Raw genomic sequence first — 21765 nt, forward strand, 5'->3', positions numbered from 1 at the left:
CTCACGAGGATAGGGCGTCGAACAACTGGGTGAACACCAGGATCTCGACCGCCTCGGCGTCGGCCGGGCGCTGATCCGGATCGCGCGCGCGATCGGCGTACCGGCTCAAGACGGCGCGCAGATCCTCCACCAGCTCGGCGGTCTCCGCCGTCGTCGCGTACACGATGGTCTGCGAACCCCCGAGGACCTCCTGCCAAGCCGCAGGCAGCGTGTGGCGACGGCCCTGAACCGCCCGGATGCGCGTGAGCCAGTGGTCGAGCATGACGTCGGCGAGCGCGCTCGCGGCCTCGCCCTCGGTATCGGAGAAGCGGATGTCGGTCTCCTTGATCCGCCATGGGCGGCGGCGGCCGGGACCGGTCTCGACCTCCTCGACGAACCCGTAGCGGCCGAGGGTGCGCAGGTGGAACGCGCAGTTGGTGGGGGAGATGCCGATCAGCTCGCTCGCCTCGGTCGCGGTGAGGCTGGGATGCAGATTGAGCACCTCCAGCAGCGCCAGGCGGGTCGGATGGGCGAGGGCACGCATTGTCCGGGCATCCATGCCGGAAAGTCTACTCTTTCGGAAGAACTGTTTCGAGCGTATTGTTTCGAGCATGACGATCGATGTTGTGGTCCGCGAACTCACCCCCGGCGACGCCGAGCAGTTCCACGCCTTCGCGGCTCATCCCCTTGTCCTGCCGACGGTCGACGCCGCGCAGGTGCCGTCCGTCGAAGACGTGCGGACCTTCGTGACTCAGCTGGCCGCGCAGCCGGATTCGCCGCGCAAGGAGCGCGCGATAGTCCTCGACGGGGAAGTGGTCGGCTCCATCGGGCTGACGATCGAGGGGTCGGAAGGCGAACTCGGCTATGTCGTCCACCCCGACCACTGGGGCCGTGGAGTGGCCACGCAAGCGGCGATGCTGATGGTGCGCCAGGGATTCGCCGAGCTCGGCCTGACCCGGATCTACGCCACGGTGTCCACGGAGAACCCGGCTTCGGTGCGCGTACTCGAGAAGGCCGGCTTTCGGCAGGTCGACGCCAAGACCTGGGCGGTCACTAGATAGGCGGCCAGGGAATGGCGCGCCGGTCCGGGTCGGGCTGCGGGAAGACACCGAGCGTACTGAGCATCCCGATCCGATCGGCCAGCGCCGAGATCTCGGTGATGGTCAGGTGCTCGTCGAGCAGCCCGTCGAGCCGCAGTCCCTTGAGATCGGTACGCAACGTGTCCGGGATCTCCCGCCCGGCGAATCCCCAGAGGACGGTCCGCAACTTGGGTTCGGCGTGGAAGCAGATGCCGTGGTCCACGCCGTACAACCGATCGCCGGAGGCGAGCACGTGCCCGCCCTTGCGGTCGGCGTTGTTGACGACGGCGTCGAAAAGGGCCATCCGCGCCAGGCCTGGCAGGTCGGCATGCGCCAGCAGGTACGCGTCGCCGTCCTCGTCCCGCGCGCTCGCGATCGGGAACCAGCCCTCGGGCAAGGCGTACGCGGGAACGAAATCGACCGGCGGCTCGTCGAGCTCGTCGATCCACAGCTGGCACATGCCCGGACCGAGCGGCCCGTCCCGAAGCACCGTCGGCGGCACGATGTTCCAGCCGAGCGCCTCGCTCACCAAGTAGGCGGCCACTTCGCGACCGGCGAGCGTACCGTCGGGGAAGTCCCAGAGCGGAGCCTCTCCGCGTACCGGCTTGTAAACCGCGCGGGCCTCGACTCCCTCATGGGTGAGGATCACCCGGAGCGTGGTGTTGGACGCGTCGACCAGGCGGCCTTCGATCTCCATCTCACCGTGGGTGAGAAGCGCCAGCGTCGGCTTACCGCCGGTGGTAGCCATTGTTCCGGGGGCAGAGGTGGCCGGCGGGGTCGAGCGGCTGACCGCACAGCGGGCACGGCGGCCGGCCGGCGGCGAGCACTCGTTTGGCGCGATCCACGAAGTCCCGTACGCCTTGCGGCGTCAGGCGGACCCGCAGCCGGTCGAGATGGTCGGGGATCTCGGCGGCCTCGTCCTCGGGGCTGTCGGTCTCGGCGTCGGCGTCGAATTCGACTTCCTCGACGGCGATCGCCTCGATGATGACCGAGCTGTCCTCGACGTCGTACGCCAACCCGAGCGTCCCGACCCGGAACTCCTCCTCGACCGGGGAGTCGAGCGGGTTGTTGTCGACGACGGCCGACGAGTCGGGCAGTTTGAGCCCGAACCGGCTATGCGCCTCCGCGAGCAGCTCCTCGAGCTTCTCGGCGAGCAGCGAAACCTGCACCTTTTCCAGTGCGACACTGACCACCCGGCCCCCGCCGCGCGCCTGCAGGTAGAAAGTCCGCTCCCCAGGCGGACCCACGGTGCCGGCCACGAACCGCTCGGGCGGGTCGAACGCGAACACCTGATGAGTCATGCTCCGACCTTAGCCTCCCGAATTCTCAACCGCGCACCCGGCGCGCTTGTTCCCGGCGCACCCGGATGGGGCCGGTCCGGGGGCCGGATAGGCTGGCGGGATGGAATCGTGGTCCGCTCCCGAGGTGCCCCGCCTGCCCGGCGCGGGCCAGCCCCTGTACCTGTTCGACTCGGCTCGCCGGGACAAGTATCCGAGCCAGCCGGACGGCCGGGCCGGGTTGTATGTCTGCGGGATCACGCCGTATGACGCGACCCACCTCGGGCACGCCGCCACGATGATCACGTTCGACCTGGTCAACCGCCTCTGGCGGGACGCCGGGCATGAGGTCGTCTACGTCCAGAACGTCACCGACATCGACGATCCGCTGCTGGAGCGGGCGGCGCGCGACCACGAGGACTGGGTCGTGCTGGCGATGCGGGAGACCGCGCTGTTCCGCGAGGACATGGAGGCGCTGCGGATCATCCCGCCGGAGCACTACGTCGGCGCGGTCGAGTCCATCCCGGTCATCGCCGAGAAGGTGCAGGAACTGCTCGAACGCGGAGTGGCGTACCGGCTGGAGGACGGCACCGGGGACGTCTACTTCGACATCAGCGCCGCGCCGCGGTTCGGCTACGAGTCGAACCTGTCGCGCGAGCAGATGCTCGGCTTCTTCGCCGAGCGCGGTGGCGACCCCGAGCGCCCCGGCAAGCGGGATGCGCTCGATCCGTTGCTGTGGCGCGGCGTACGGCCCGACGAGCCCTCGTGGCCGGGTGGCTCGCTCGGCCCGGGCCGCCCCGGCTGGCACATCGAATGCGCCGTCATCGCGATGACCCTCATCGGCGACACCATCGAGGTGCAGGGCGGCGGCAACGACCTGCTCTTCCCGCACCACGAATGCTCGGCCGCGCACGCCGAGGTGCTCAGCGGCGCGGCACCGTTCGCCCAGCACTACGTGCACGCCGGGATGATCGGCCTGCACGGTGAGAAGATGAGCAAGTCCCGCGGCAACCTGGTCTTCGTGTCCCGGCTCCGGGCCGACCACATCGACTCGAACGCGTTGCGGCTCGCGCTCATCGCCGACCACTACCGCGCCGACCGCCAGTGGACCGACGACGTGCTCAAGGCTGCGGAACAGCGCCTGGCCCGGTGGCGTGCGGCCGCGTCGGCTCCCGCCGGTCCGTCGGGTGCGGCTCTTCTGGCAGGGGTACGCACAGCGCTGACCGACGATCTGGACACTCCGAAAGCCCTTGCCCTGGTGGACGAATGGGTCGACGGAGCACTCAGTGGCGAAGGCAGCGACCCGGACGCGCCGGAGCTGATGTCGTCGACCGTCGACGCCCTCCTCGGCGTCTACCTGTAGGTCTCGTGAGCTGAGCCACAGCTGTCCCAAATGTCGGGATAGTTGTCTTGACTTGTGAGACGACGGGCATAGCGTCAGGATCATGAGCACGGCACCGTCGGGTCGGAGGCCCCGCCCCTGGAACATGCTGGCCCTCGGCATGGCGGCCCAAGGCGCCAGCTGTGTCTTCATGTACGGCCTGCCGGTGCTCGTGCCCGTGCTCCGCAGTCACGGGCTCAGCCTCGGCCAGGCCGGCCTCATCGTCGGCGCGCCGAGTGCCGGGATGCTGTTCACGCTGGTGGCCTGGGGTTGGATCGCCGACCGGTTCGGCGAGCGGATCACGATGTCGCTCGGTCAGGGGCTCGCCGGCGTCGTACTGGCGATCGCCGCGCTCACGGACCCGTCGATCCCGGTGACCGGCCTGCTGCTAGGGCTAGCCGGCGCGCTGGGCTCCTCCGCGAACTCCGCCAGCGGCAAGGTGGTGCTGGGCTGGTTCCCGCCCGAGCGCCGGGGGGTCGCGATGGCGTTCCGGCAGGCCGCGCAGCCGCTCGGCATCGCGGTCGCGGCGCTGGCCCTGCCGCCGGTGGCCGCCGCGCACGGCTTGCCGGGGGCGTTGGGCGTACTGGCGGCGGTGTGCCTGGTGACGTCGGTGGTGGTGGCGATCTTCGTGGTCGACCCGCCCCGGGGTGCGGCTGCGGGCCCGGCGAACGGGCGGAACCCGTACCGGCTGCCCGATCTGTGGCGCATCCACGGCTCGGCGATGCTGCTCGTCGTGCCGCAGTTCACCACCGCGGCGTTCACCTACGACTACCTCGTCGCCGAGCGCGGCTGGGATCCGGCGCTCGCCGGTCAGCTGCTGGCGGGCGTACAGATCTTCGGGGCGCTGTGCCGGCTCGCGTGTGGACGGTGGTCCGACGCCGTCGGCAGCCGCGTTCGCCCGATGCGGCAGCTGGCCGTGGTCAACGGACTGGTCGGGTTGCTGGCGGCGGCCGCCATCAAGTTCGACGCGGGAGTGAGCCCAGCCCTGCTGATCGGCGCACTCGTGGTCGCCATGGCAGGCAACGGGTTCGCCTTCACCGCCGTGGCGGAGCTCGCCGGATCGGCGTGGGCCGGGCGCGCGCTCGGCGTGCACAACATGGTGCAGAACATCGTCGGCGCACTCACGCCCGGCCTCATCGGGGCACTGATCGCGGGCAACGGCTATGCCGTGGGCATCGGGCTCGCCGCCCTGTTCGCGCTGGTCTCGGTGCCGATCACGCCGGCCGATCGCCGGGCCCCGGCCGAATCCGCCACCGAGCCCGCCGCGGCCTGATCACCTCAGGGGTACGCCGGCCGCGACGTTCTTGCCGGTGGCGTCCTCGCCGGTGGGGTAGCCGCCGGCCGGTTCCCGGCCCCGGTCGAGCTGTTCCTCGGCTGTCGCAATCTGCCCGGGGATCGGCTCCGGAAGCGTCTCCGAGCGAGGCAGCCGCACGGTGAGCAGCCCGTGATCCATGGTCGCGTCGACGTGATCGGGGTCCACGTCCTCGGGCAGCTTCACCCGCTGATCCAGCGCCGCCGGCGTGGCTCCGTCCTCGGACGCCACGACGATGCGCAGTTCGCGGTCGGCCACCTCGACGGCGACCTCCTCCGGCGCGACCCCGGGCAGCGCCGCCACCACCTCCCAGCCGCGCTCGGTCGGGCGTACCTCCACGGTTTCGTTCGTCATCGTTCCCACCTCCGGCGACCCTGTACCCGACCGGTGCGAAGACGTAACTCAGCCGAGGACCAGGCCCGGATCGTCGTCGGCGGACTCCGGCCGGGGCGCGGGGATCTGGTAGTCCTCGGTCAGCGTCGTCATCGGGCCGGGCCAGGTCGACTGGGCCACCTCGATCGGGCGGTGCTTCGCGTCGTACGCGATGTGCAGCAGGTGCAGCACGGGCGTGTCGGGCCGCATCGCCAGCAGCTCGGACTCCTCCCGCGTCGGCAACCGCGCGCTGAGCACGTCGGTGGCACTGACGTAGCGCCGCCCGGTGACTTCCTCGACCTCCTGGTAGAGCGGTCGCCCGAACGCCTCCGCGCGCTCGATCCCGGAACCGTCGACATCGGACGGCAGGAACCAGGAGGCGCCGACCTCCACGGTCACCTGCGACACCGTGGTGTCCAGCGTACGCACGAGATAACGGCGTACGACCAGGATCGTGTTGTCGGGGACCCCGAACGCGTCGGTGACCTCGGCGGGCGCGGCCTCGCGGCCGACGGAGACGAGTTGCTGGCGGTAGCGCGCGGCCAGATCGGCGTGGTAGCCGCGATGAGCGCCGTAGCGGCCGCGCGCGAGGCGGTTGAGGCGGCGGCGCGTGCCGCGGACGTAGGTGCCCGAGCCGGGCTTGGTGATGAGCAGCCCCTCGACGCGGAGCTGGTCGACGGTGCGCTGGATGGTCTGCTTCGCGACGCCGAACATCGTCGCCATCGCGGGGATGCTGGGCAGGCGCTCGCCGGCGGCCCAGTCGCCGCGGCGGATCCGGGCGCGCAGCGCGTCGGCGATCTGCCGGTGCGGGTACTCGGCGACGCCCGGATTGATCCCGGAAGTGCTCACCTCTGTCACAAGCGGGATTCTGCCGCACTGATGTCCGAATACCTAGATTCCTAGGATTGCTTCGGCGATGTGTTCGAATCGCCGTTGTGTCCGATTCGGTATTGCCGAAGGTTAGAACAAACCGGCGGTCGGACCGGCCGGGCCCGAGTTGCCCCCGCCCCGGCGGCGCAGGTACTTCTCGAACTCGTTGGCGATCTCGTCGCCCGACAGCGGCCGGAGGCCGGCGTCGCCGGCGCGCTCCTCCAGCTCCCGCAGGTACTCACCGAGCTCGGCGTCCTGTTCGCCGGCGGCGCGCACCTTGTCCTCCCACTCGGCGGCCTCCTCCGCCAGGTCGCCCACCGGAACGGGCAGGTCGAGCACCTCTTCGATCCGGTGCAGCAGCGCGAGAGTGGCCTTCGGGCACGGGGGGTTGTTGGCGTAGTGCGGGACGTGCACCCAGAACGAAAGAGACTCCAGCTCGGCGGTCTGCGCCGCGTCGTGCATCACCCCGACGATGCCGGTCGGCCCCTCGTATCGGGTCGGCAGCAGGTTGTAGCGCTCCATCGCCTCGGCGTTCGGCGAGCTGCCGCTGATCGGCAGCGGACGGCTGTAGGGAACGTCGGCCAGCAGCGCGCCGAGCAGCACGATCTGCCCGACCTCCAGGCTGTGGCACAGCTCAAGGACGTCGGCGCAGAAGCCACGCCAGCGCATGTTGGGCTCGATCCCGCGGATCAGCACGACGTCGCGGTCGGCGCCGGGCGGGCTGGCCACCAGGAACCGGGTCGTCGGCCACTCGATCCGCCGGGTGTCGCCGTCGACCAGGCTGATGTGCGGCCGGGTGACCTGGAAGTCGTAGTAGTCCTCGGGGTCCACCGCCGCCACCTCTTTGGCGTCCCAGACCTGCTCGAGATGGTCGAGGGCGCCGCTGGCCGCGTCGGCCGCGTCGTTCCAGCCCTCGAAGGCGGCCAGCGCCACCGGGTTGCGCAGGGTCGGCAGTCCGTCGAACTCGCTCACACCTACACCCTAGTCCGCAGGACCGACGCGGCCGCGTTCTCACAACCCGGGAGCCGGACCGTGTCCGAGGGGCCGTCGGCCCGATTAGCTAGGCTTGCCGGGTGACGAACGCCTTCCTCGCTGCTCTTCGTGATCGGATTCTCATCGCCGACGGTGCGATGGGAACGATGTTGCAGGCGGCCAACCCGACGTTGGACGACTTCTCCGGGTTCGAGGGCTGCAACGAGGTGCTCAACGTGACCCGGCCCGACATCGTCCGGTCGGTGCACGAGGAGTACTTCGCGGCGGGCTCGGACTGCGTCGAGACGAACACCTTCGGGGCCAACCTCGCGGCGTTGGGCGAGTACGGGATCAGCGAGCGGATCTACGAGTATTCGCTGGCCGGAGCGCAGATCGCCAAGGAAGTGGCGAACGGTTTCAGCACCCCGAACCGCCCCCGATTCGTGATCGGCTCCGTCGGACCGGGCACGAAGTTGCCGACCCTCGGCCACGTGCCGTACGCGGCACTGCGGGACGCGTACCAGGAGAATGTGCGCGGCCTGGTGGACGGCGGCGCGGACGCGATCCTCGTGGAGACCTGCCAGGACCTGCTCCAGACCAAGGCCGCCGTGATCGGCGCGAAGCGGGCGATCGCCGCCAGCGGGCGCGAGGTGGCGCTGGTCTGCCAGGTGACCGTCGAGACCACCGGGACCATGCTCCTGGGCAGTGAGATCGGCGCGGCCTTGACCGCGTTGGAGCCGCTGGGCATCGACCTGATCGGGCTGAACTGCGCGACCGGACCGGCCGAGATGACCGAGCACTTGCGCTACCTGTCGCAGCATTCGCGGGTGCCGCTGTCGGTGATGCCGAACGCGGGCCTGCCGGAGCTGACCGCCGACGGCGCGCGCTATCCGCTGACTCCGGCCGAGCTGACCGAGGCCCTGGGCCGCTTCGTGACCGAGTACGGCGCGCGGCTGATCGGCGGCTGCTGCGGCACGACCCCGGCGCACCTCGCCGCGGTGGTCGACCAACTGCACGGTGCCGCGCCGGCCGACCGTGGCCCGCAGCCGGAGCCCGGCCTCGCGAGCCTGTACCACCACGTGCCGTTCCAGCAGGACGCGAGCGTGCTGATGGTAGGGGAGCGGACCAACGCCAACGGCTCCAAGGCGTTCCGCGAGGCCATGCTGAACGCCGACTACAACGCGTGCATCGAGATCGCCCGTCAGCAGGCGCGCGACGGTTCGCACCTGCTCGACCTGTGCGTCGACTACGTCGGCCGGGACGGCGCGGTGGACATGCGCGAGCTGGCGGGTCGGTTCGCCACCGCGTCGACGCTGCCGATCATGCTCGACTCGACCGAGCCGGCCGTGCTCGAGGCGGGTCTGGAGATGCTGGGCGGCCGCTCGATCATCAACTCGGTGAACTTCGAGGACGGCGACGGCCCCACCTCTCGCTACGCGCGGGTCATGCCGGTCGTCGCCGAACACGGCGCGGCGGTCGTCGCGCTGACCATCGACGAGGAGGGCCAGGCGCGTACGCGGGACTGGAAGGTCCGGATCGCGTCGCGTCTGATCGACGACCTGACCGGCCGGTGGGGTCTGCGCCGGGCGGACATCTTCATCGACGCGCTCACCTTCCCGATCGCGACCGGTCAGGAGGAGACCCGCCGCGACGGCATCGAGACGATCGAGGCGATCAAGGAGATCGCGTCGCTGTACCCGGGCGTGAACTTCACGCTGGGCATCTCGAACGTGTCGTTCGGTCTCAACCCGGCGGCCCGTCAGGTGCTCAACTCGGTCTTCCTCCACGAGTGCCAGCAAGCCGGGCTGACCAGCGCGATCGTCCACGCTTCGAAGATCCTTCCGATCGCCCGCATTCCTGAAGAGCAGCTCAAGGTCGCGATGGACCTGATCTACGACCGCCGGGTGTTCGCGGCCGACGGCAACGTCGAGTACGACCCGTTGCAGCGCTACATCGAGCTGTTCGAAGGCGTGGACGCCGCCTCGGCCCGCGCCACCCGCGCGGAGGAGCTGGCGGCGCTGCCGCTGGACGAGCGCCTGCAGCGGCGCATCGTCGACGGCGAGCGCAACGGCCTCGAAGCCGACCTCGACCTCGCCCTGTCGTCGCGCAGCGCGCTCGACATCGTCAACGAGATCCTGCTCGAAGGCATGAAGACGGTCGGCGACCTGTTCGGCTCCGGCCAGATGCAGCTGCCGTTCGTGCTGCAGTCCGCCGAGGTCATGAAGAACGCCGTGGCGTACCTCGAACCGCACATGGAAAAGGCGGACTCGTCTGGCAAGGGCACCATCGTGCTGGCCACCGTGCGCGGCGACGTCCACGACATCGGCAAGAACCTCGTCGACATCATCTTGTCCAACAACGGCTACACGGTCGTCAACCTCGGCATCAAGCAGCCGATCAACGCCATCCTCGACGCGGCCGAGCAGCACGACGCCGACGTCATCGGCATGTCCGGCCTGCTGGTCAAGAGCACGGTCATCATGAAGGAGAACCTCGCCGAGATGCTCGCCCGCGGCTTGCACAGCCGCTGGCCGGTGATGCTCGGCGGAGCCGCGCTCACCCGTTCCTACGTCGAGGACGACCTCCGCGACTTGTTCGACGGCGGCGAAGTCCACTACGCCCGGGACGCCTTCGAAGGACTCGCGCTGATGGACCGGGTCATGACCGCGAAGCGTACGGGGACGGCCATCATCGACCCGGCCCGCGAGGCCGCGCTGGCAGCCCGCCGGGAACGCCGGGCCAAGCACCGCGCGGTCGTCACGGCCGAGCTGCCCGCTCTCGACGACGACACGGTACGCAGTGACGTGGCGGTCGACGTGGACGTCCCGAAGGCGCCGTTCTTCGGCACCCGGGTCATCAAGGGCATCCCGGTCGCCGACTACGCGTCCATGCTGGACGAGCGGGCCCTGTTCCTCGGCCAGTGGGGCCTGCGGGGCGCCCGGGCCGGCCAGGGACCGTCCTACGAGGAGCTCGTCGAGACCGAGGGCCGCCCCCGGCTGCGCTACTGGCTCGAGCGCTTCGCCACCGAGCAGGTGCTCGAATCCGCCGTGGTGTACGGGTACTTCCCGGCGTACTCGCAAGGCAACGACCTCATCGTGCTGGACGAGAACGGCCACAGCGAGCGAGCCCGGTTCACCTTCCCGCGCCAGCGCCAGGAACGCCGCCTGTGCCTGGCCGACTTCTTCCGCCCGCGCGACCTCGGTCCCGACGTCCTGGCGCTGCAACTCGTGACGGTCGGCCACACGATCAGCGAGTACGCCAACAAGCTGTTCGCCGGCAACCAGTACCGCGACTACCTCGAAGTCCACGGTCTGTCCGTCCAGCTGACCGAAGCACTCGCCGAGTACTGGCACGCCCGGGTCCGGGCCGAGCTGATGCTCCCGTCCGGGGAGACCGTCGCCTCGAACGATCCGGCCGACCTGGCGGGCATCCTGCGCAACGACTACCGCGGTTGCCGGTACGCCTTCGGCTACCCCGCCTGCCCCGACCTGGAAGACCGCGCGAAGATCGTGTCGCTTCTGGACGCCGGTCGGATCGGGGTCGAGCTGTCCGAGGAGTTCCAGCTGCATCCCGAGCAGGCGACGGACGCGATCATCGTGCACCACCCGGAGGCGAGCTACTACAACGCCAAGTGACGGTTTCACCTGGCCTGAACTGTCGCGGAACTAGCGGAGCCTGGGGGACCTCGCAGGATGCGCATTGCCTGTACTCTCCCGCCATGGATCAGCGAGAGCACAAGCTTGCCTGGGCACGATTGCAGGCGACGTGGGTAGCCGTAGCCTCCTTGGTGCTGGCGATCGTCGGCTGGGTTCTTGTCGCCGCCTCGCTCAATGACGCATTCGCGAAGTATCCGTCGAGCGGGATCGGCGTCATGGTCGCGGGGTCGCTCGCGCTGGCAGTCTTTGCCACGGTCATGACGGGTGCCGGCCTCGTGGTGGCCTGGGTGTCGGCGGCACTCGGGCCGTACAAGCAACGCTAAACACGGCTTCGGACGTCTCGCCTCGCAGCCTGCAGCGAGGGCGATAATCCGAGCTGGCGCGGCGTACCGTCGCCGGGTGACGATCGAACTCAGGCCGCTCACGGCAGCGGACGCGGAAGCACATTGCGCCGGCGAAGATGCGCTGACCGTCCGTTGGCTCACCGGCGGCTACGGAGACGTCGACGGGACGATCGAGTACTTCAAATGGCTCGCGACTAACGCCGCCGCTGGAACGGGCAAGCGCGGGTTCGGGATCTGGAAGCCCGGGCGGCTCTGCGGCTACGTCGATTACGACCCCGATCTCGACGACGGCATCGAGCCGCAGGACGTGGCGCTGTCGTATGCGGTTCATCCGTGGGCGCGAGGCCAAGGCGTCGCGGTCGAGGCCGTCCGGCTGGTCTGTGAAGTCCTTCTCGCCGACGGCATCGGGACGCGCGCCGCGATTCGCGTCGAGCCGGAGAATTCGGCTTCTGTTCGCGTGGCGCAGAAGGCCGGATTCAGGTACATCCGGGACTTCTCGTCCAACCGGGATGCGCATCCCGACGGTACACCGGTCACGTTCAGCTTGTACCTGCTGGACCTCTGAGGACGTGTGACGCGTCGTCGACGCGGTGGACCGGTGTTCGTACTCTCCTGGCATGGATCAGCAGAAGCACAGCGTTGTGACGGTGCAGGACCAGGCGAAATGGGTCGCTCTCCTCGCCGTCGTCGTCGGGATCGTCGGCTGGATCATCGTCGGTAACACGCTGAGCGATGTGCAGTACGGCGCGCGCAACGCGGGTTACCTGTTTGTGGCTTCGCTTGCGGTCGCCATCCTCGCCACGGTCGCGGCGGGCACGAGCATGGTGGTCGCATGGGTGTTGTCGCCTCTTGTGCGTAACGATGATTGACGGCTCGACCTAGCAAGCAAATCCGTTGTGGTGAACCGAAGAACGCGTCATCGTTGTTCCGGATCGTTGGCAGAGTCTGGACGATTGCGACGCCGCTCGCCGCGAAGCCTGCGTACAGGTGGCGCGAGGCGTGTGGGACGGATGGCGTACGCGCCTGTCCTACCGGGGGTTCGAATCCCCTCCGGTCCGCGCTTCAGGCGACGTCCGCGGTCACGGTCGCGGCGATTTGTTCCAGCTCGTACGCACAAGCGACGATGCGCTCGGCGGCTTCCTGGAAGCCGTCCGCTCGACGTTGCTTCTTCGAGCGGTAGCCCTTCATGCTGGCGACGGGCAGCTTGTCGTCGGCGTCTCGGAGGGCCGCGACGAGATTGTCGACGGCCTGCTGGATCAGTTCGTCGGGCTCGGGAAACAGTGTGTTGATCTTGGCGACGCCCGACATGAGCCGCACGTTAGCGGCATTGAGGTCGGCGGCGATCCGTTCCCGCGTGTCTTCCAGTTGGCCAGGCGAGCGCAACGTCAGCCCCGCGAGCAGCCCACCGACGATGCCGTTCGCTGCGATGACCTCGTACGCGTTCAGCAGAAGTGCCTGCGTCGTACGTGCTTCGGCCGAGAGGTCGAGAAGCGCCGCCGCCTGCATCTGACGCCGGGCGAGCAGCGCCTCCTGGGCGGCCGCGAGCGCCTGATCCTTCGCGACTTCGACTTGATCCTTGCCGGCCGTCGTTTGGGCGCGGGCCAGGCGTACCTGCCAGACGGCGAGCGCCGTGGCGATGACGGCAACTGCGACACCTGCTACTGCTGTGCCTGTGTCGATGTCCACGGAGGAAGAGTAAGTACGGCCGAGATCACCGGCCAGATCCTCGCGTTCAGACCGACTTCGCCGATCAGTCAGCGGACCGGACCCGTTGGCACGAGGTGTGCCAGTCTGGCCGGGATAACCGCGATATCCCGGATCTTGCTGCTATCGGTGCAGGTGGGAGCTGCTTTTTGTCGGGCTGATTCGTAGGATGGACACATGTTCGAAGACGCGATTCCAGATGATCTGGATCTGTCGTCTTTGGACGGTGGCGCTCGAGTCGATGCGCTCTGCGCGGTCGCCCGCGTCGTCGCTCATGACCAGGCCCGGTTGTTGGAAGCGATGGCGGCGGTGGCCGGGACGTCGACCGGTGTCGGGTTCGATGCCGATGAAGTGGCGTTCGCGTTGCGTCTGCCGCGGATGGTGGCGCAGAACCAGGTGGCGTTGGCGCTTGATCTGACCCGTCGGCTGCCCCATGTCTTGGACGCCCTGCGGCGTGGCTTGATCTGTTTGGCGCGGGCGCGCGTGTTCTCCGATGTCCTTACGCCCGCCCGTGATGACACGGCACGAGATCTGGCGGATCGGTTCCTGCCCCCGGCGGCGAAGTGGACGGCGTCGCAGCTTCGCGCGCGGCTGCTCAAGGCCTTGCTCGATCTTGATCCTGACGCGGCGAAGGCCCGCTATGAGCGGTCGATCGAGGAGCGGCGGGTGTCGTTGTCGCACAACGATGACACGACCGCGTGCCTGTCGGGGATCTTCCTGCCTCCGGCTAAGGCGGCGGCTGCGTTCGAGCGGGTGGACGCCATTGCGCGGGGGATGAAGCGCGATGGTGAGACCCGGACGTTGGACCAGTTGAGGGCCGATGTGTTCTGCGACCTGCTTGCCGGGATCTCGCCCGCGTCAGGGCCGATCGTGCGGGCGGGCGCGGTGGAGTTGCTGGTGCCGCTGGCGACGCTTGCCGGGCTGTCCGATGCCTCGGGCACCTTCGCCGGATACGGGCCGGTGATCGCCGACATCGCGCGCCAAGTCGCTGCCGCAAGTACCGTCGTCGGCTCCCCAGCTAGGAGTATGGACGGTGCGCAGGCCGCCGCCAGCACGGTCGTCGGCTCTCCAGCTGGGAGTAGGGACGGTGCGCAGATTGCCACCAGCGGTGGCGGCCGGGCCGAGGCGGGCGCAGCTGTTGCAGCCCGGTCGAACCACGCCCGCTCTTCGGCTGCGGCTGCTGCCGACGGTGCCGGAATAGGTGAGGGGGCCGCTTCCGCCGACGCGCGAGGCGCGGGCGGGATGGAGGCCGTTGGGGTTGATCCGGTGGTTGCGGCGGCGTCGGGTGATGTCGTCGCACCGCAACCGGCTATGCCGTGGCGGTACCGGGTGCATGACGAGGACGGGACGCTGCTGTTCCGCGGCACCACTCGTGCGCGGCCGACCTTCGAGGATGACTCTGGCTCGGGTGGTACGTCACGCACGTCATCGGTGGCGCGAGAGGTCGATGACGTACCACCCGAGCCGAGCGGGAGCGGGGTGGACAGCAGCGTGGCGCGCGGAAGCGGGGCCGACGAGAGCGGGCCGGGCAACCGCGGGGCGGACGGGATCGGGGCCAGCGGAAGCCGGGTGAGCGGGAGCGGGACAGGCGAGAGCGGGCCGAACAACGCCGGGGCGAGCGTGAGAGGGCAGCAGCCGAGTCCACCGGGGCAGGCCGACGACACAGCGCGCTTCCCCAACAACGCGCTCCGCAGCTGGATCAACGCCCGAGACGTGACCTGCCGAGCCCCGGGCTGCACCGCACCGGCCCGGTCCTGCGACGTCGACCACACGATCGACCACGCCGACGGCGGGCGTACGAAGCACGACAATCTCGGCGTGCTCTGCCGACACCACCATCGGCTCAAGCACGAAGGCGGCTTCCAACTCGTCCAACCCGAACCCGGCCGTTTCCACTGGACCAGCCCCAACGGCCGAACCTATGAAGCGCTGCCAGAACCGCCGTAATGCGCCGGACTCAGCAGCTCTCGGCGATGTCCAGGCTGTGGTCGGGCTGGTAGTACGCCTCCGTCGGCTCGTCGAACGGCGTACTGGTCGGCTTGGCTTCGGCCGGACCGCCGCGCCAAGGTGCCGTCAAACCTTGCTTGGCTGACGCGCAGTCCATCGAGCTCCAGTAACCGTCGGTGTCTTGGAGGTACATCAGGAGCGCGTTCTTGGACCGGATGAAGAACCAGTGTTCTTCGCCGTGGACGACCGTGGTGCGGCTGCCGGTCCAGCCGGATGGCACGTCGAAGGCGTACACCCAGACGTAGTTGGTGATGACTTCGAGCGCCTGGTGGCCGTTCAGTTTGGCGGCACGGTAGGTGAGCCGGCCGCTGACGCGCGGTTCGACCGGGGCCAGCTTGGCGTCGGTGGCGATGCGTACCACCGTCACGCCGTAGTCGGTGCCCTTCAGCGTTTTCGTCCACCAGGTGCGGCTGTCGGCGGCGAGCAACGCGAACGGCGCGGCATCGTGCTGGACGAGGATGCGCTGGTCGAGGTGGCTGACGATGAGGGCGGTCCGGACCCGGTCGAGCGCTGTGCGTACGTCGGCTGCGGTCCATGGTCCGGTCGCCGTCGGCGAGGGCAGGACGATGCCGGCTTGCCCGGCCGGGAAGAGGGCGGCGGGCGTACCGTCGAACGGGCTCGCCAGACTGTCGCCGGCGCCCGTCGTCGCGCTGATGCCGTCCGGCGTCGCGGCGGTCGCGTACGGCCGAGGTCCGCGGGGCGCTGCGATCACCTTGCGCCAGGTCAGCACGCCGCACGTGCCGAGGATCGCCAAGACCACGGCGAAAATCACGACTCGGCGCGCTGCTCCCGCACTTCGCCGGACCGTGCGGCCCAAGGCTTTCAGCCGGTACGCACGACGCGCCCGGCGCTCGGCGCCCCGCCCCCATTCGGCGAGTTGAGCGAGCGGGTCGTCATCGTCGGTCTCCGGCCGCATAGGTCCTCCCCCATGATCGTCTAGCGAGCGGACGATAGCAGGATGGACGCGGTTGCGGGGGCCGCCTTCTGCGATGCTGTGGGGCATGGCGATCTACAAGCTTCTGCGGCCCGCCGAGTGGGCGGAATTCCAAGCGGCCGGGCAGTTCGACGGGACTCCGTTCGATCACGAGAGCGGCTTCATTCACTGCTCCTCACGGGAGCAGGTGCAGACGACCGCGCTGCGTGTGTTCGGTCCGCGTACGCCGCTAGTAGTGCTCGCCGTCAGCGAAGAGGACCTGGGCGGCACGGTGAAGTGGGAGTTGGCCCCGGGCCGGGGTGAGGCCTTCCCGCACATCTACGGGACGTTGCCGCTCAGTGCGGTCACCGGCGCATTCGAGGCGGACGACGCGAGCGAGCTGGACGACGTCCTGCCGGATTAGTCCTTCTCGCAGGCGATGCCATCGTTGTCGCGGTCGAGGTCGTAGATGTCCGTGCCGACCACGCGAGCGGTGCCCGAGAAGTAGGCCGGTCCGTTGCCGCTACCACCTGCACAGTCCACATCAGACGCCACTGGCACGCACGCACCGGCGTAGTTGGGATCACAAGCGGGTTTGCGTGAGGGCGAGCGAGAAGGCAACCGCGACGGTGAGCGCGAAGGCAACCGCGACGGCGAGCGCGACACTGAAATCGTGGGAGACACGAGGACGGCCGTCTGCACCGCTTCCGGGCTCTGCGTATAAGCCGGTTCGGTGTAGGCCAGCGGAGCCGGTGAAGTGGCGGCGGCCGACGGGGAAGCCGGGTCGGCGCTCAGGGCCGAGACAATGAGCCCGATCCCGCAGAGCCCGCCGAACACCGCGGCGACCACGCCGATGATCAGCGCCGGAGTACCGCTGCTCACGCGGCGCGGCGACGGGCGAGACGAAGAATCGTGCGAATTCCACGGATCACCCGGAGATGGATAAGTCATGGTGGAACTCTGCACTCAGCGACAGAACCCCAGAAAGCGGGAGTTCGGTCAGTGCGGGCGAAGAGATCGGTCGCGGCTGGTCACCGAAAACGGGGCTGAGCCGGCCGAAGATGCGTACGCCGTGGAGTGAGGAAGTCGGAAGCCCGTCAGCGGAGGATGTCCTGCACCCGGGCGGTGGCCGCGGCGAGCTGCCGGCTGCCCTGCGTCATCTCGTCGTTCGACTTGAGCAGCAGTTGGGCGTCGGCCTGGTCGGCTCCGGCGACGCAGTCGAGTGCGGCTTTCTCGTAGAGGTCGAGCGAGGCGGCCCACGACTTCTGGGCCTGAGCGTCGGGCAGCGGGGCGTACGCCTGCGCGGCGTCCACATCGGACTTCAAGGTGCCGCAGCTCGCCTCGACCGCTGGGAGATCTGTTGCGGTGGCGGCCTTCGCGATGGTCTCGAAGTCGGACTGGAGCGCGGTCAGCCGCTTCTCGCCGCCCTTGGTGAACCAGTCGGCGATCGCCTGCCGCACCTGTGGGTCGGTGGATGGATCAGCGACCGGGGCCGCGACGGGACCAAGGAGCAGAGAAGCGCCGGTGACCAGCGCGATCGACAGGCCCATGACGACCCCCCAAGCCGAAGAATCCCCAGAATACGCCTATTTCGGACCGCCAGCGGACGCCGCGGAACGAGCGGATGCCGTCGAAAGAGCCAGCGCCAAGGGGGAAGAGTCGAAGTCCACCTCCCGAAGATCGCCGAGTGCCTGTTCGACGAGGGCGTACAGGGCTCCGGGGGAGGCGGACAAGGCGTGTTCGAGAGTCGCGACGGCGAGCCGGGCGCGCGGGTCGTCGGGCGGCGAGGCGACCAACGACGTGTACGCGCGCAGAGCCGACGCTCGCAGTGATGCGATCGCAGCGGTGTCAACGGTTCGTTGACGATCGAGGGAACCGCAGAGGCGCAAGTACCGCTGTTCGGCCGCCTGCCGGGAGCCGACGCCGATGGTGGCGGCGATCTGGGTCCAGGAGACGCCGCTCGTGCGCAGATTCGCGATCAGCCCCCGTTCGAGCGAGTCGAGATCCTTGCGGGCGACCGCGATCTGCCCCAACGCGGCGAGTTGGTCGGCGGAAGACGCGTCGTCCCGGGCAACTGCGGCCACCACGACGTCGTACGCGCGGGTCATGGGCGCAGCGTACCGCAGTCAACGGAAAGTTGACCTTGGCAACCGCAAAGAGCAACGATAACTTGAGCCCGTGCCACTCAATAAGCAAAGACCGAAGAACAAGAACGCAGCGTTGTTCGTCGGAGTCTCGATCGCCTCCGGCTTCGGCGGCTCGGCGATGTCGTTGACGGCGACGGTGTGGGTGTTGGCCCTCGGCGGATCGAGCGAGCTGGCCTCGCTGGCCGGGCTGTGCGTCTACCTGCCGACGCTGTTCGGCCCGCTGCTGGGAGCGGTCGTTGATCGCGTGCCGCGTCGGCGGTTGCTCGTCTGGACCAGCCTCGTTCTCGCGCTGGGCCTGTTCAGCCTGCTGCTCGTGCGGGGGAGGGGAGATCTCTGGCTGCTCTACGCCGTCATGCTCGCGTACGGGGTGAACTACGTGCTCAACGACGCGGCCGAATCGGCCCTGCTGCCCAGCGCGGTCTCGCCCGACCAGCTCGGCCGGTTGAACGGCTGGCGAGTGAGCGCTCAGGAGAGCATGAAGATCATCGCTCCGCTGGCCGGCGCGGGGCTGTTCGCCTGGCAAGGCGGCGGCGCGGTCGCGATGATCTGCGCGGCGGCCCTGGTCGTCTCGGCCGTCCTCTATGCGCTGATCAGGGCCGACGAGCCGCCGCGCAGCAGAACGACGCGTGCGAAGCTGACAAAACTGCCGAATGCCGTCAAGCGCACCGTCATGGTCGCCGCGACCGCGGTGGCGATGTCGGGCTTCGTCACCGCCGCGCAGCTTGAAGTCGTCACCGTCCAGCTCGGCCGGCCCGCGAGCTTCGTCGGCGTACTGGCGTCGTTGCAGGGCGCCGGCGCGATCGTGGGTGGTCTGCTCGCGGGCCGCGGGCTGGATCGGCTGTCCGAGGTCCGATTCGGCGTGCTCGGTGGGGCGCTGTTCACTGCCGGCCTCGTCTTGCGCGGGCTGCCCTGGCTGCCCGGGGTGGTCGCCGGGGCGCTGCTCGCGGGCATCGGTCTGCCGTGGACGGTCGTCGCCGCGATGACCGCGGTCCAGCGGCACACCCCCGACGAGCTGCTCGGCCGGATCTCGGCCACCGCCACGACGCTCACCTTCGCGCCGCTCGCCGCGGCCATTCCGGCCGGTGCGGGCCTGGTCGCCGTCGCCGGGACCGGGCCCGCGCTGGTCATCGCCTCAATTCTCCTCTTGTACGCGTTGCGCAGCGCCCGCCCATTCGTAAGCGCTCCCGGCATGGAGCGCGGCGTAGACGCGGTCCCGCAACCCGTTCGCGTCGGCAGCGGTGAGGGTGCGGGACGGGTGCCGCAGGACCAGACGTAGCAGCACGTTCTTCTGCCCGGGGCGGATGCCCATCCGGTCGCGGGCCGACGACGGCAGCTCGGCATAGGAGGTCGACGAGACGACGGAGACCTCCTCGACGGCATCGGACGACGGCCCCAGCGTTGTGCGTACCAGATCGCCTAAAAGCTCCGCGTCGAGCTCGTCGCCGACGGCGAGCGACAAGTCGCGGCGCGTGGGCGGATGGTTCGAGACGGCGCGGTAGGGGAGCAGGTCGAGCATCTGCCCGGCGACCCGCGGATCCGGATCGCGCAGCAGCCGGATGTCCGGTATGCCCTTGGCGAGCATGGTCAGCCGGTCGAGACCGAGCCCCATCGCGAGGCCGGACGCGTCGGGCAGCCCGGCCGCCGCGAGCACTTCGGGATGCGCGAGCCCGCACTCGCCGATCTCGACGTCGCCCACGTAGATCTCCCGTCCCTCCATTGTGTACGGATGGACGCTGGGCGGCGTGTGCCACGGCTGGCCGGGCAGGACGGCCTCGACGACCGCGCGGACCATGGCCGTCAGATCGTCCGAGGTCAACGACGGACCGGCGGGCCGGATCAGCCACAGATCGTGCTGGTGCGGCTGCCCGACGTGACGCCGGTCGATGACGTCGCGGCGATAGCAGATGCCCGGCACGCTGAGCAGCACGTCGGCCGTGGTCTCGCGCAGCAGCGCGGGAATCCGGGCGGTGGTGTGTGAGCGGAGCATTCGGCCGTCATCGGCGTAGTGGCTGTACCGGCGATCGCGAGTCACGTCGTCGGGCCGGTAGCGCAGGCGGTCGTAGTTGTCGGCGACGGTCACGATGCGGGGCCCGGGATCACGGCGGATCGGTACGCACCAAGTCTGCGCGACGGCCTGTTCGAGCCGCTCGGCCACGAGTTGCACGGCGTGCGGGCCGGCGGCGGGATCGGTGAGATCGCGAACGGCGAGCAGCCGCTCCAGCGGAGTGGTCATGATGTTCCTCCATCGATGCGCGGACGTGCGCGCCATCGACTGGGAGGCTGTTACCGAACGCGGCGCGCGAACGTCGGCCCACCGGAGAACCGGGGGCACGTAAATCGCGGCGTGCTCGCGCTCATGACCTCATTGTCGGCGATTCGCCCGCGATCTTCCAGGGGATTCGCAACGGCGTTCCTTTGGCGCGGTCGACGAATCGGGCATACCGTCGAGTGGTGCGGGATCCGATCCACGACGATGCGATCCGCGAGGACCTGGACGAGCTGGGCCTGCGGCACTTCCTCGACGTCCGGGCGACGGTCCGGCCGATGCTGGCCAACCTCGCCGGGCGGCAGCGTACGGCGTTCGCCGCCGCAGTGGCCGACCGGTTGCAGCACGAGCACCACCAGCTGCCGGAGCGCGAACGAGCGGCGGTCGTGTGCAACTGGCGCCCGGTGCTGGAGGTCGTCTGGGCCGGGCTGTGCGGCCGCCGGGACGGCAAGCAGTCCGTCGCCGAGGTGGCCGAGGCGGTGGGCGCGTTCTATCTGAGCCCGGCGTACCAGAAACCGCATGACGATCCGGCGGACGCGGCCGACCACGCCGCGATGGCCGCCTTCTACACCGCCGAGTGCTACCTCCACGGCTGCGCCGAGTTCGCGATGTGGGCCGGGTGGCGCGGCTTCGACTACGCCTCCGTGGTGGCCGGGACCGACCGGGACTGGCCTCATCGCAAACCCCCTCGCGTACGCCTGGAGAGCTGGGAACTGGCGCATCCGGCGATTCAGGCCGAACTGGACCGGCAGCTGGCCGACCTCGAACTGCTCGACGAGGAGGGCTGGACGCTCGACGACACCGCCGACGGGTGCCGGGAACTGGTCGACAAACTACGCGGAGGGGCATGAATCACCGCGCCGCTCTTGCGTACGGTGCCAGGACTTGGTCTCATCGATATCAGAGGATGTCGAAGGTGACGGAGCCATGACCGAGCGGCTGAGGGTGATCCTGGGAGTGCATGACTCCCTGTCGGGGTTGCGAGCACTGCGCCGGGCGGTCGGCGAGGCGCGCACCCGCGCTGCCGAGCTGCACGCCGTACGCGCGTGGATGCCGACCGCGGGCGGCTACTACGCCCCCACGGTGCGGATGTGGGAGGCCGAACTGGACGCGGCGGCCAAGGCGGAGATCCGGCACGCGTTCGATACCGCGATGGGCGGGCTGCCCCGCGACGTGGACCTCCGCCTGGTGACCGTCCAAGCGCTGCCCGGCCCCGCGCTCGTCGAGTACGCGTACCGCGACGACGATCTGCTCGTGGTGGGCGTCGGCCGCCCAGGTCGGCTGGCCCGGCTGGCCGGTCGCGGCGGCACCTCGAAATACTGCCTGAACCGGGCGTTGTGCCCGGTCCTGATGGTGCCGCCGGACCGGTTCGCGACCGAGTGCACTCGGCTGACCGCTCGCGACCTGACGCGGTCTCTGCAGGCTTAGCGCTCGCGGGCGCGGGCGCGCGGCCCGACGCGCGGCCTCGCGGCCTGACGCGCGGCCT

Annotated in this window: 23 protein-coding genes and 1 pseudogene; 12 read left to right on the plus strand and 12 right to left on the minus strand. The window is 69.4% G+C overall.

Annotated elements, in window-relative coordinates; all coding sequences use genetic code 11:
* Position 1: 1 nt before the first annotated feature.
* The gene (locus HOV77_RS24210; protein ID WP_290865373.1) at positions 2–538 is read right to left on the minus strand and encodes a helix-turn-helix domain-containing protein; all 537 of its coding nucleotides are present in this window, start codon (positions 536–538) and stop codon (positions 2–4) included.
* Positions 539–590: 52 nt separating this feature from the next.
* Here HOV77_RS24210 and HOV77_RS24215 point away from each other — a divergent pair, with 52 nt between their 5' ends.
* The gene (locus tag HOV77_RS24215) at positions 591–1040 is read left to right on the plus strand and encodes a GNAT family N-acetyltransferase (RefSeq protein ID WP_290865375.1); all 450 of its coding nucleotides are present in this window, start codon (positions 591–593) and stop codon (positions 1038–1040) included.
* Here the strand turns inward: HOV77_RS24215 and HOV77_RS24220 are convergent.
* Complete coding sequence (locus HOV77_RS24220) at positions 1033–1806, minus strand: SCO1664 family protein (RefSeq protein ID WP_290865376.1); 774 nt, start codon at positions 1804–1806, stop codon at positions 1033–1035. The two genes, HOV77_RS24215 and HOV77_RS24220, sit on opposite strands and share 8 nt — an antisense overlap.
* A complete protein-coding gene (locus HOV77_RS24225) occupies positions 1787–2359 on the minus strand; it encodes a DUF3090 domain-containing protein (RefSeq protein WP_290865378.1) in 573 nt (190 codons plus the stop codon). Before HOV77_RS24225 ends, HOV77_RS24220 begins: the two co-directional genes overlap by 20 nt.
* Before the next feature lie 100 nt (positions 2360–2459).
* On the opposite strand from HOV77_RS24225, the gene mshC reads away from it, so the two are divergent.
* The gene (mshC, locus tag HOV77_RS24230; protein WP_290865380.1) at positions 2460–3698 is read left to right on the plus strand and encodes a cysteine--1-D-myo-inosityl 2-amino-2-deoxy-alpha-D-glucopyranoside ligase; all 1239 of its coding nucleotides are present in this window, start codon (positions 2460–2462) and stop codon (positions 3696–3698) included.
* 82 nt (positions 3699–3780) lie between these two features.
* Positions 3781–4989, plus strand: a complete 1209-nt coding sequence (locus HOV77_RS24235; protein WP_290865382.1) for an MFS transporter — start codon at positions 3781–3783, stop codon at positions 4987–4989.
* On the opposite strand, the gene HOV77_RS24240 is transcribed toward HOV77_RS24235, so the two are convergent.
* The 3 genes from HOV77_RS24240 to HOV77_RS24250 all read right to left on the minus strand — a co-directional run bounded on the left by HOV77_RS24240 (position 4990) and on the right by HOV77_RS24250 (position 7242).
* The gene (locus HOV77_RS24240) at positions 4990–5382 is read right to left on the minus strand and encodes an Hsp20/alpha crystallin family protein (protein WP_290865384.1); all 393 of its coding nucleotides are present in this window, start codon (positions 5380–5382) and stop codon (positions 4990–4992) included.
* 48 nt (positions 5383–5430) lie between these two features.
* Positions 5431–6258, minus strand: a complete 828-nt coding sequence (locus HOV77_RS24245) for a GntR family transcriptional regulator (protein ID WP_290865386.1) — start codon at positions 6256–6258, stop codon at positions 5431–5433.
* Between the two features lie 102 nt (positions 6259–6360).
* Entirely contained in the window at positions 6361–7242 is an 882-nt protein-coding gene (locus tag HOV77_RS24250; protein WP_290865388.1) for a PAC2 family protein, read from the minus strand.
* Positions 7243–7343: 101 nt separating this feature from the next.
* On the opposite strand from HOV77_RS24250, the gene metH reads away from it, so the two are divergent.
* From metH to HOV77_RS24270, 4 genes are all read left to right on the plus strand, one after another.
* Positions 7344–10877 carry a methionine synthase gene (gene metH / locus HOV77_RS24255; RefSeq protein ID WP_290865391.1) on the plus strand — a complete coding sequence of 1178 codons (3534 nt, stop codon included), beginning with the start codon at positions 7344–7346 and terminating at the stop codon, positions 10875–10877.
* Between the two features lie 83 nt (positions 10878–10960).
* The gene (locus HOV77_RS24260; RefSeq protein WP_290865393.1) at positions 10961–11221 is read left to right on the plus strand and encodes a hypothetical protein; all 261 of its coding nucleotides are present in this window, start codon (positions 10961–10963) and stop codon (positions 11219–11221) included.
* Between the two features lie 76 nt (positions 11222–11297).
* Positions 11298–11807, plus strand: coding sequence for a GNAT family N-acetyltransferase (locus tag HOV77_RS24265; RefSeq protein ID WP_290865395.1), 510 nt, complete (start codon positions 11298–11300; stop codon positions 11805–11807).
* A 52-nt stretch (positions 11808–11859) separates the two neighbouring features.
* Positions 11860–12111 (plus strand): hypothetical protein, encoded by a 252-nt coding sequence (locus HOV77_RS24270; protein WP_290865397.1) that lies wholly within the window; start codon positions 11860–11862, stop codon positions 12109–12111.
* Positions 12112–12304: 193 nt separating this feature from the next.
* Here the strand turns inward: HOV77_RS24270 and HOV77_RS24275 are convergent, their stop codons facing one another.
* A complete protein-coding gene (locus tag HOV77_RS24275; protein WP_290865399.1) occupies positions 12305–12928 on the minus strand; it encodes a hypothetical protein in 624 nt (207 codons plus the stop codon).
* 195 nt (positions 12929–13123) lie between these two features.
* Here HOV77_RS24275 and HOV77_RS24280 point away from each other — a divergent pair, with 195 nt between their 5' ends.
* Positions 13124–14893: an HNH endonuclease signature motif containing protein gene (locus HOV77_RS24280; protein WP_290865401.1), complete on the plus strand. Its 1770-nt coding sequence runs from the start codon at positions 13124–13126 to the stop codon at positions 14891–14893.
* Between the two features lie 10 nt (positions 14894–14903).
* Here HOV77_RS24280 and HOV77_RS24285 read toward each other — a convergent pair whose 3' ends face one another.
* A complete protein-coding gene (locus tag HOV77_RS24285; protein ID WP_290865403.1) occupies positions 14904–15869 on the minus strand; it encodes a hypothetical protein in 966 nt (321 codons plus the stop codon).
* Between the two features lie 85 nt (positions 15870–15954).
* Between HOV77_RS24285 and HOV77_RS24290 the strand changes: the two genes are divergently transcribed.
* On the plus strand, positions 15955–16290 hold the full coding sequence (locus HOV77_RS24290; RefSeq protein ID WP_290865405.1) for a DUF952 domain-containing protein: 336 nt from the start codon (positions 15955–15957) through the stop codon (positions 16288–16290).
* Here HOV77_RS24290 and HOV77_RS24295 read toward each other — a convergent pair.
* The 3 genes from HOV77_RS24295 to HOV77_RS24305 all read right to left on the minus strand — a co-directional run bounded on the left by HOV77_RS24295 (position 16287) and on the right by HOV77_RS24305 (position 17974).
* Complete coding sequence (locus tag HOV77_RS24295; protein WP_290865407.1) at positions 16287–16748, minus strand: excalibur calcium-binding domain-containing protein; 462 nt, start codon at positions 16746–16748, stop codon at positions 16287–16289. The two genes, HOV77_RS24290 and HOV77_RS24295, sit on opposite strands and share 4 nt — an antisense overlap.
* Before the next feature lie 215 nt (positions 16749–16963).
* Complete coding sequence (locus HOV77_RS24300) at positions 16964–17416, minus strand: hypothetical protein (RefSeq protein ID WP_290865409.1); 453 nt, start codon at positions 17414–17416, stop codon at positions 16964–16966.
* A 36-nt stretch (positions 17417–17452) separates the two neighbouring features.
* Positions 17453–17974 (minus strand): hypothetical protein, encoded by a 522-nt coding sequence (locus HOV77_RS24305; RefSeq protein ID WP_290865420.1) that lies wholly within the window; start codon positions 17972–17974, stop codon positions 17453–17455.
* 70 nt (positions 17975–18044) lie between these two features.
* Between HOV77_RS24305 and HOV77_RS34825 the strand changes: the two are divergent.
* Positions 18045–19058: pseudogene (locus HOV77_RS34825) on the plus strand (MFS transporter); the annotation flags it as partial.
* 87 nt (positions 19059–19145) lie between these two features.
* Here the strand turns inward: HOV77_RS34825 and HOV77_RS24315 are convergent.
* A complete protein-coding gene (locus tag HOV77_RS24315) occupies positions 19146–20246 on the minus strand; it encodes a hypothetical protein (protein ID WP_290865422.1) in 1101 nt (366 codons plus the stop codon).
* 218 nt (positions 20247–20464) lie between these two features.
* Between HOV77_RS24315 and HOV77_RS24320 the strand changes: the two genes are divergently transcribed.
* Both HOV77_RS24320 and HOV77_RS24325 read left to right on the plus strand, forming a co-directional pair.
* The gene (locus tag HOV77_RS24320) at positions 20465–21130 is read left to right on the plus strand and encodes a hypothetical protein (protein ID WP_290865424.1); all 666 of its coding nucleotides are present in this window, start codon (positions 20465–20467) and stop codon (positions 21128–21130) included.
* Positions 21131–21206: 76 nt separating this feature from the next.
* Complete coding sequence (locus HOV77_RS24325) at positions 21207–21707, plus strand: universal stress protein (RefSeq protein WP_290865426.1); 501 nt, start codon at positions 21207–21209, stop codon at positions 21705–21707.
* The last annotated feature ends 58 nt before the right edge of the window (positions 21708–21765 follow it).

Origin of the sequence: Hamadaea sp. (assembly GCF_013362815.1) — a bacterium.
Classification (GTDB): Bacteria; Actinomycetota; Actinomycetes; order Mycobacteriales; family Micromonosporaceae; genus Hamadaea.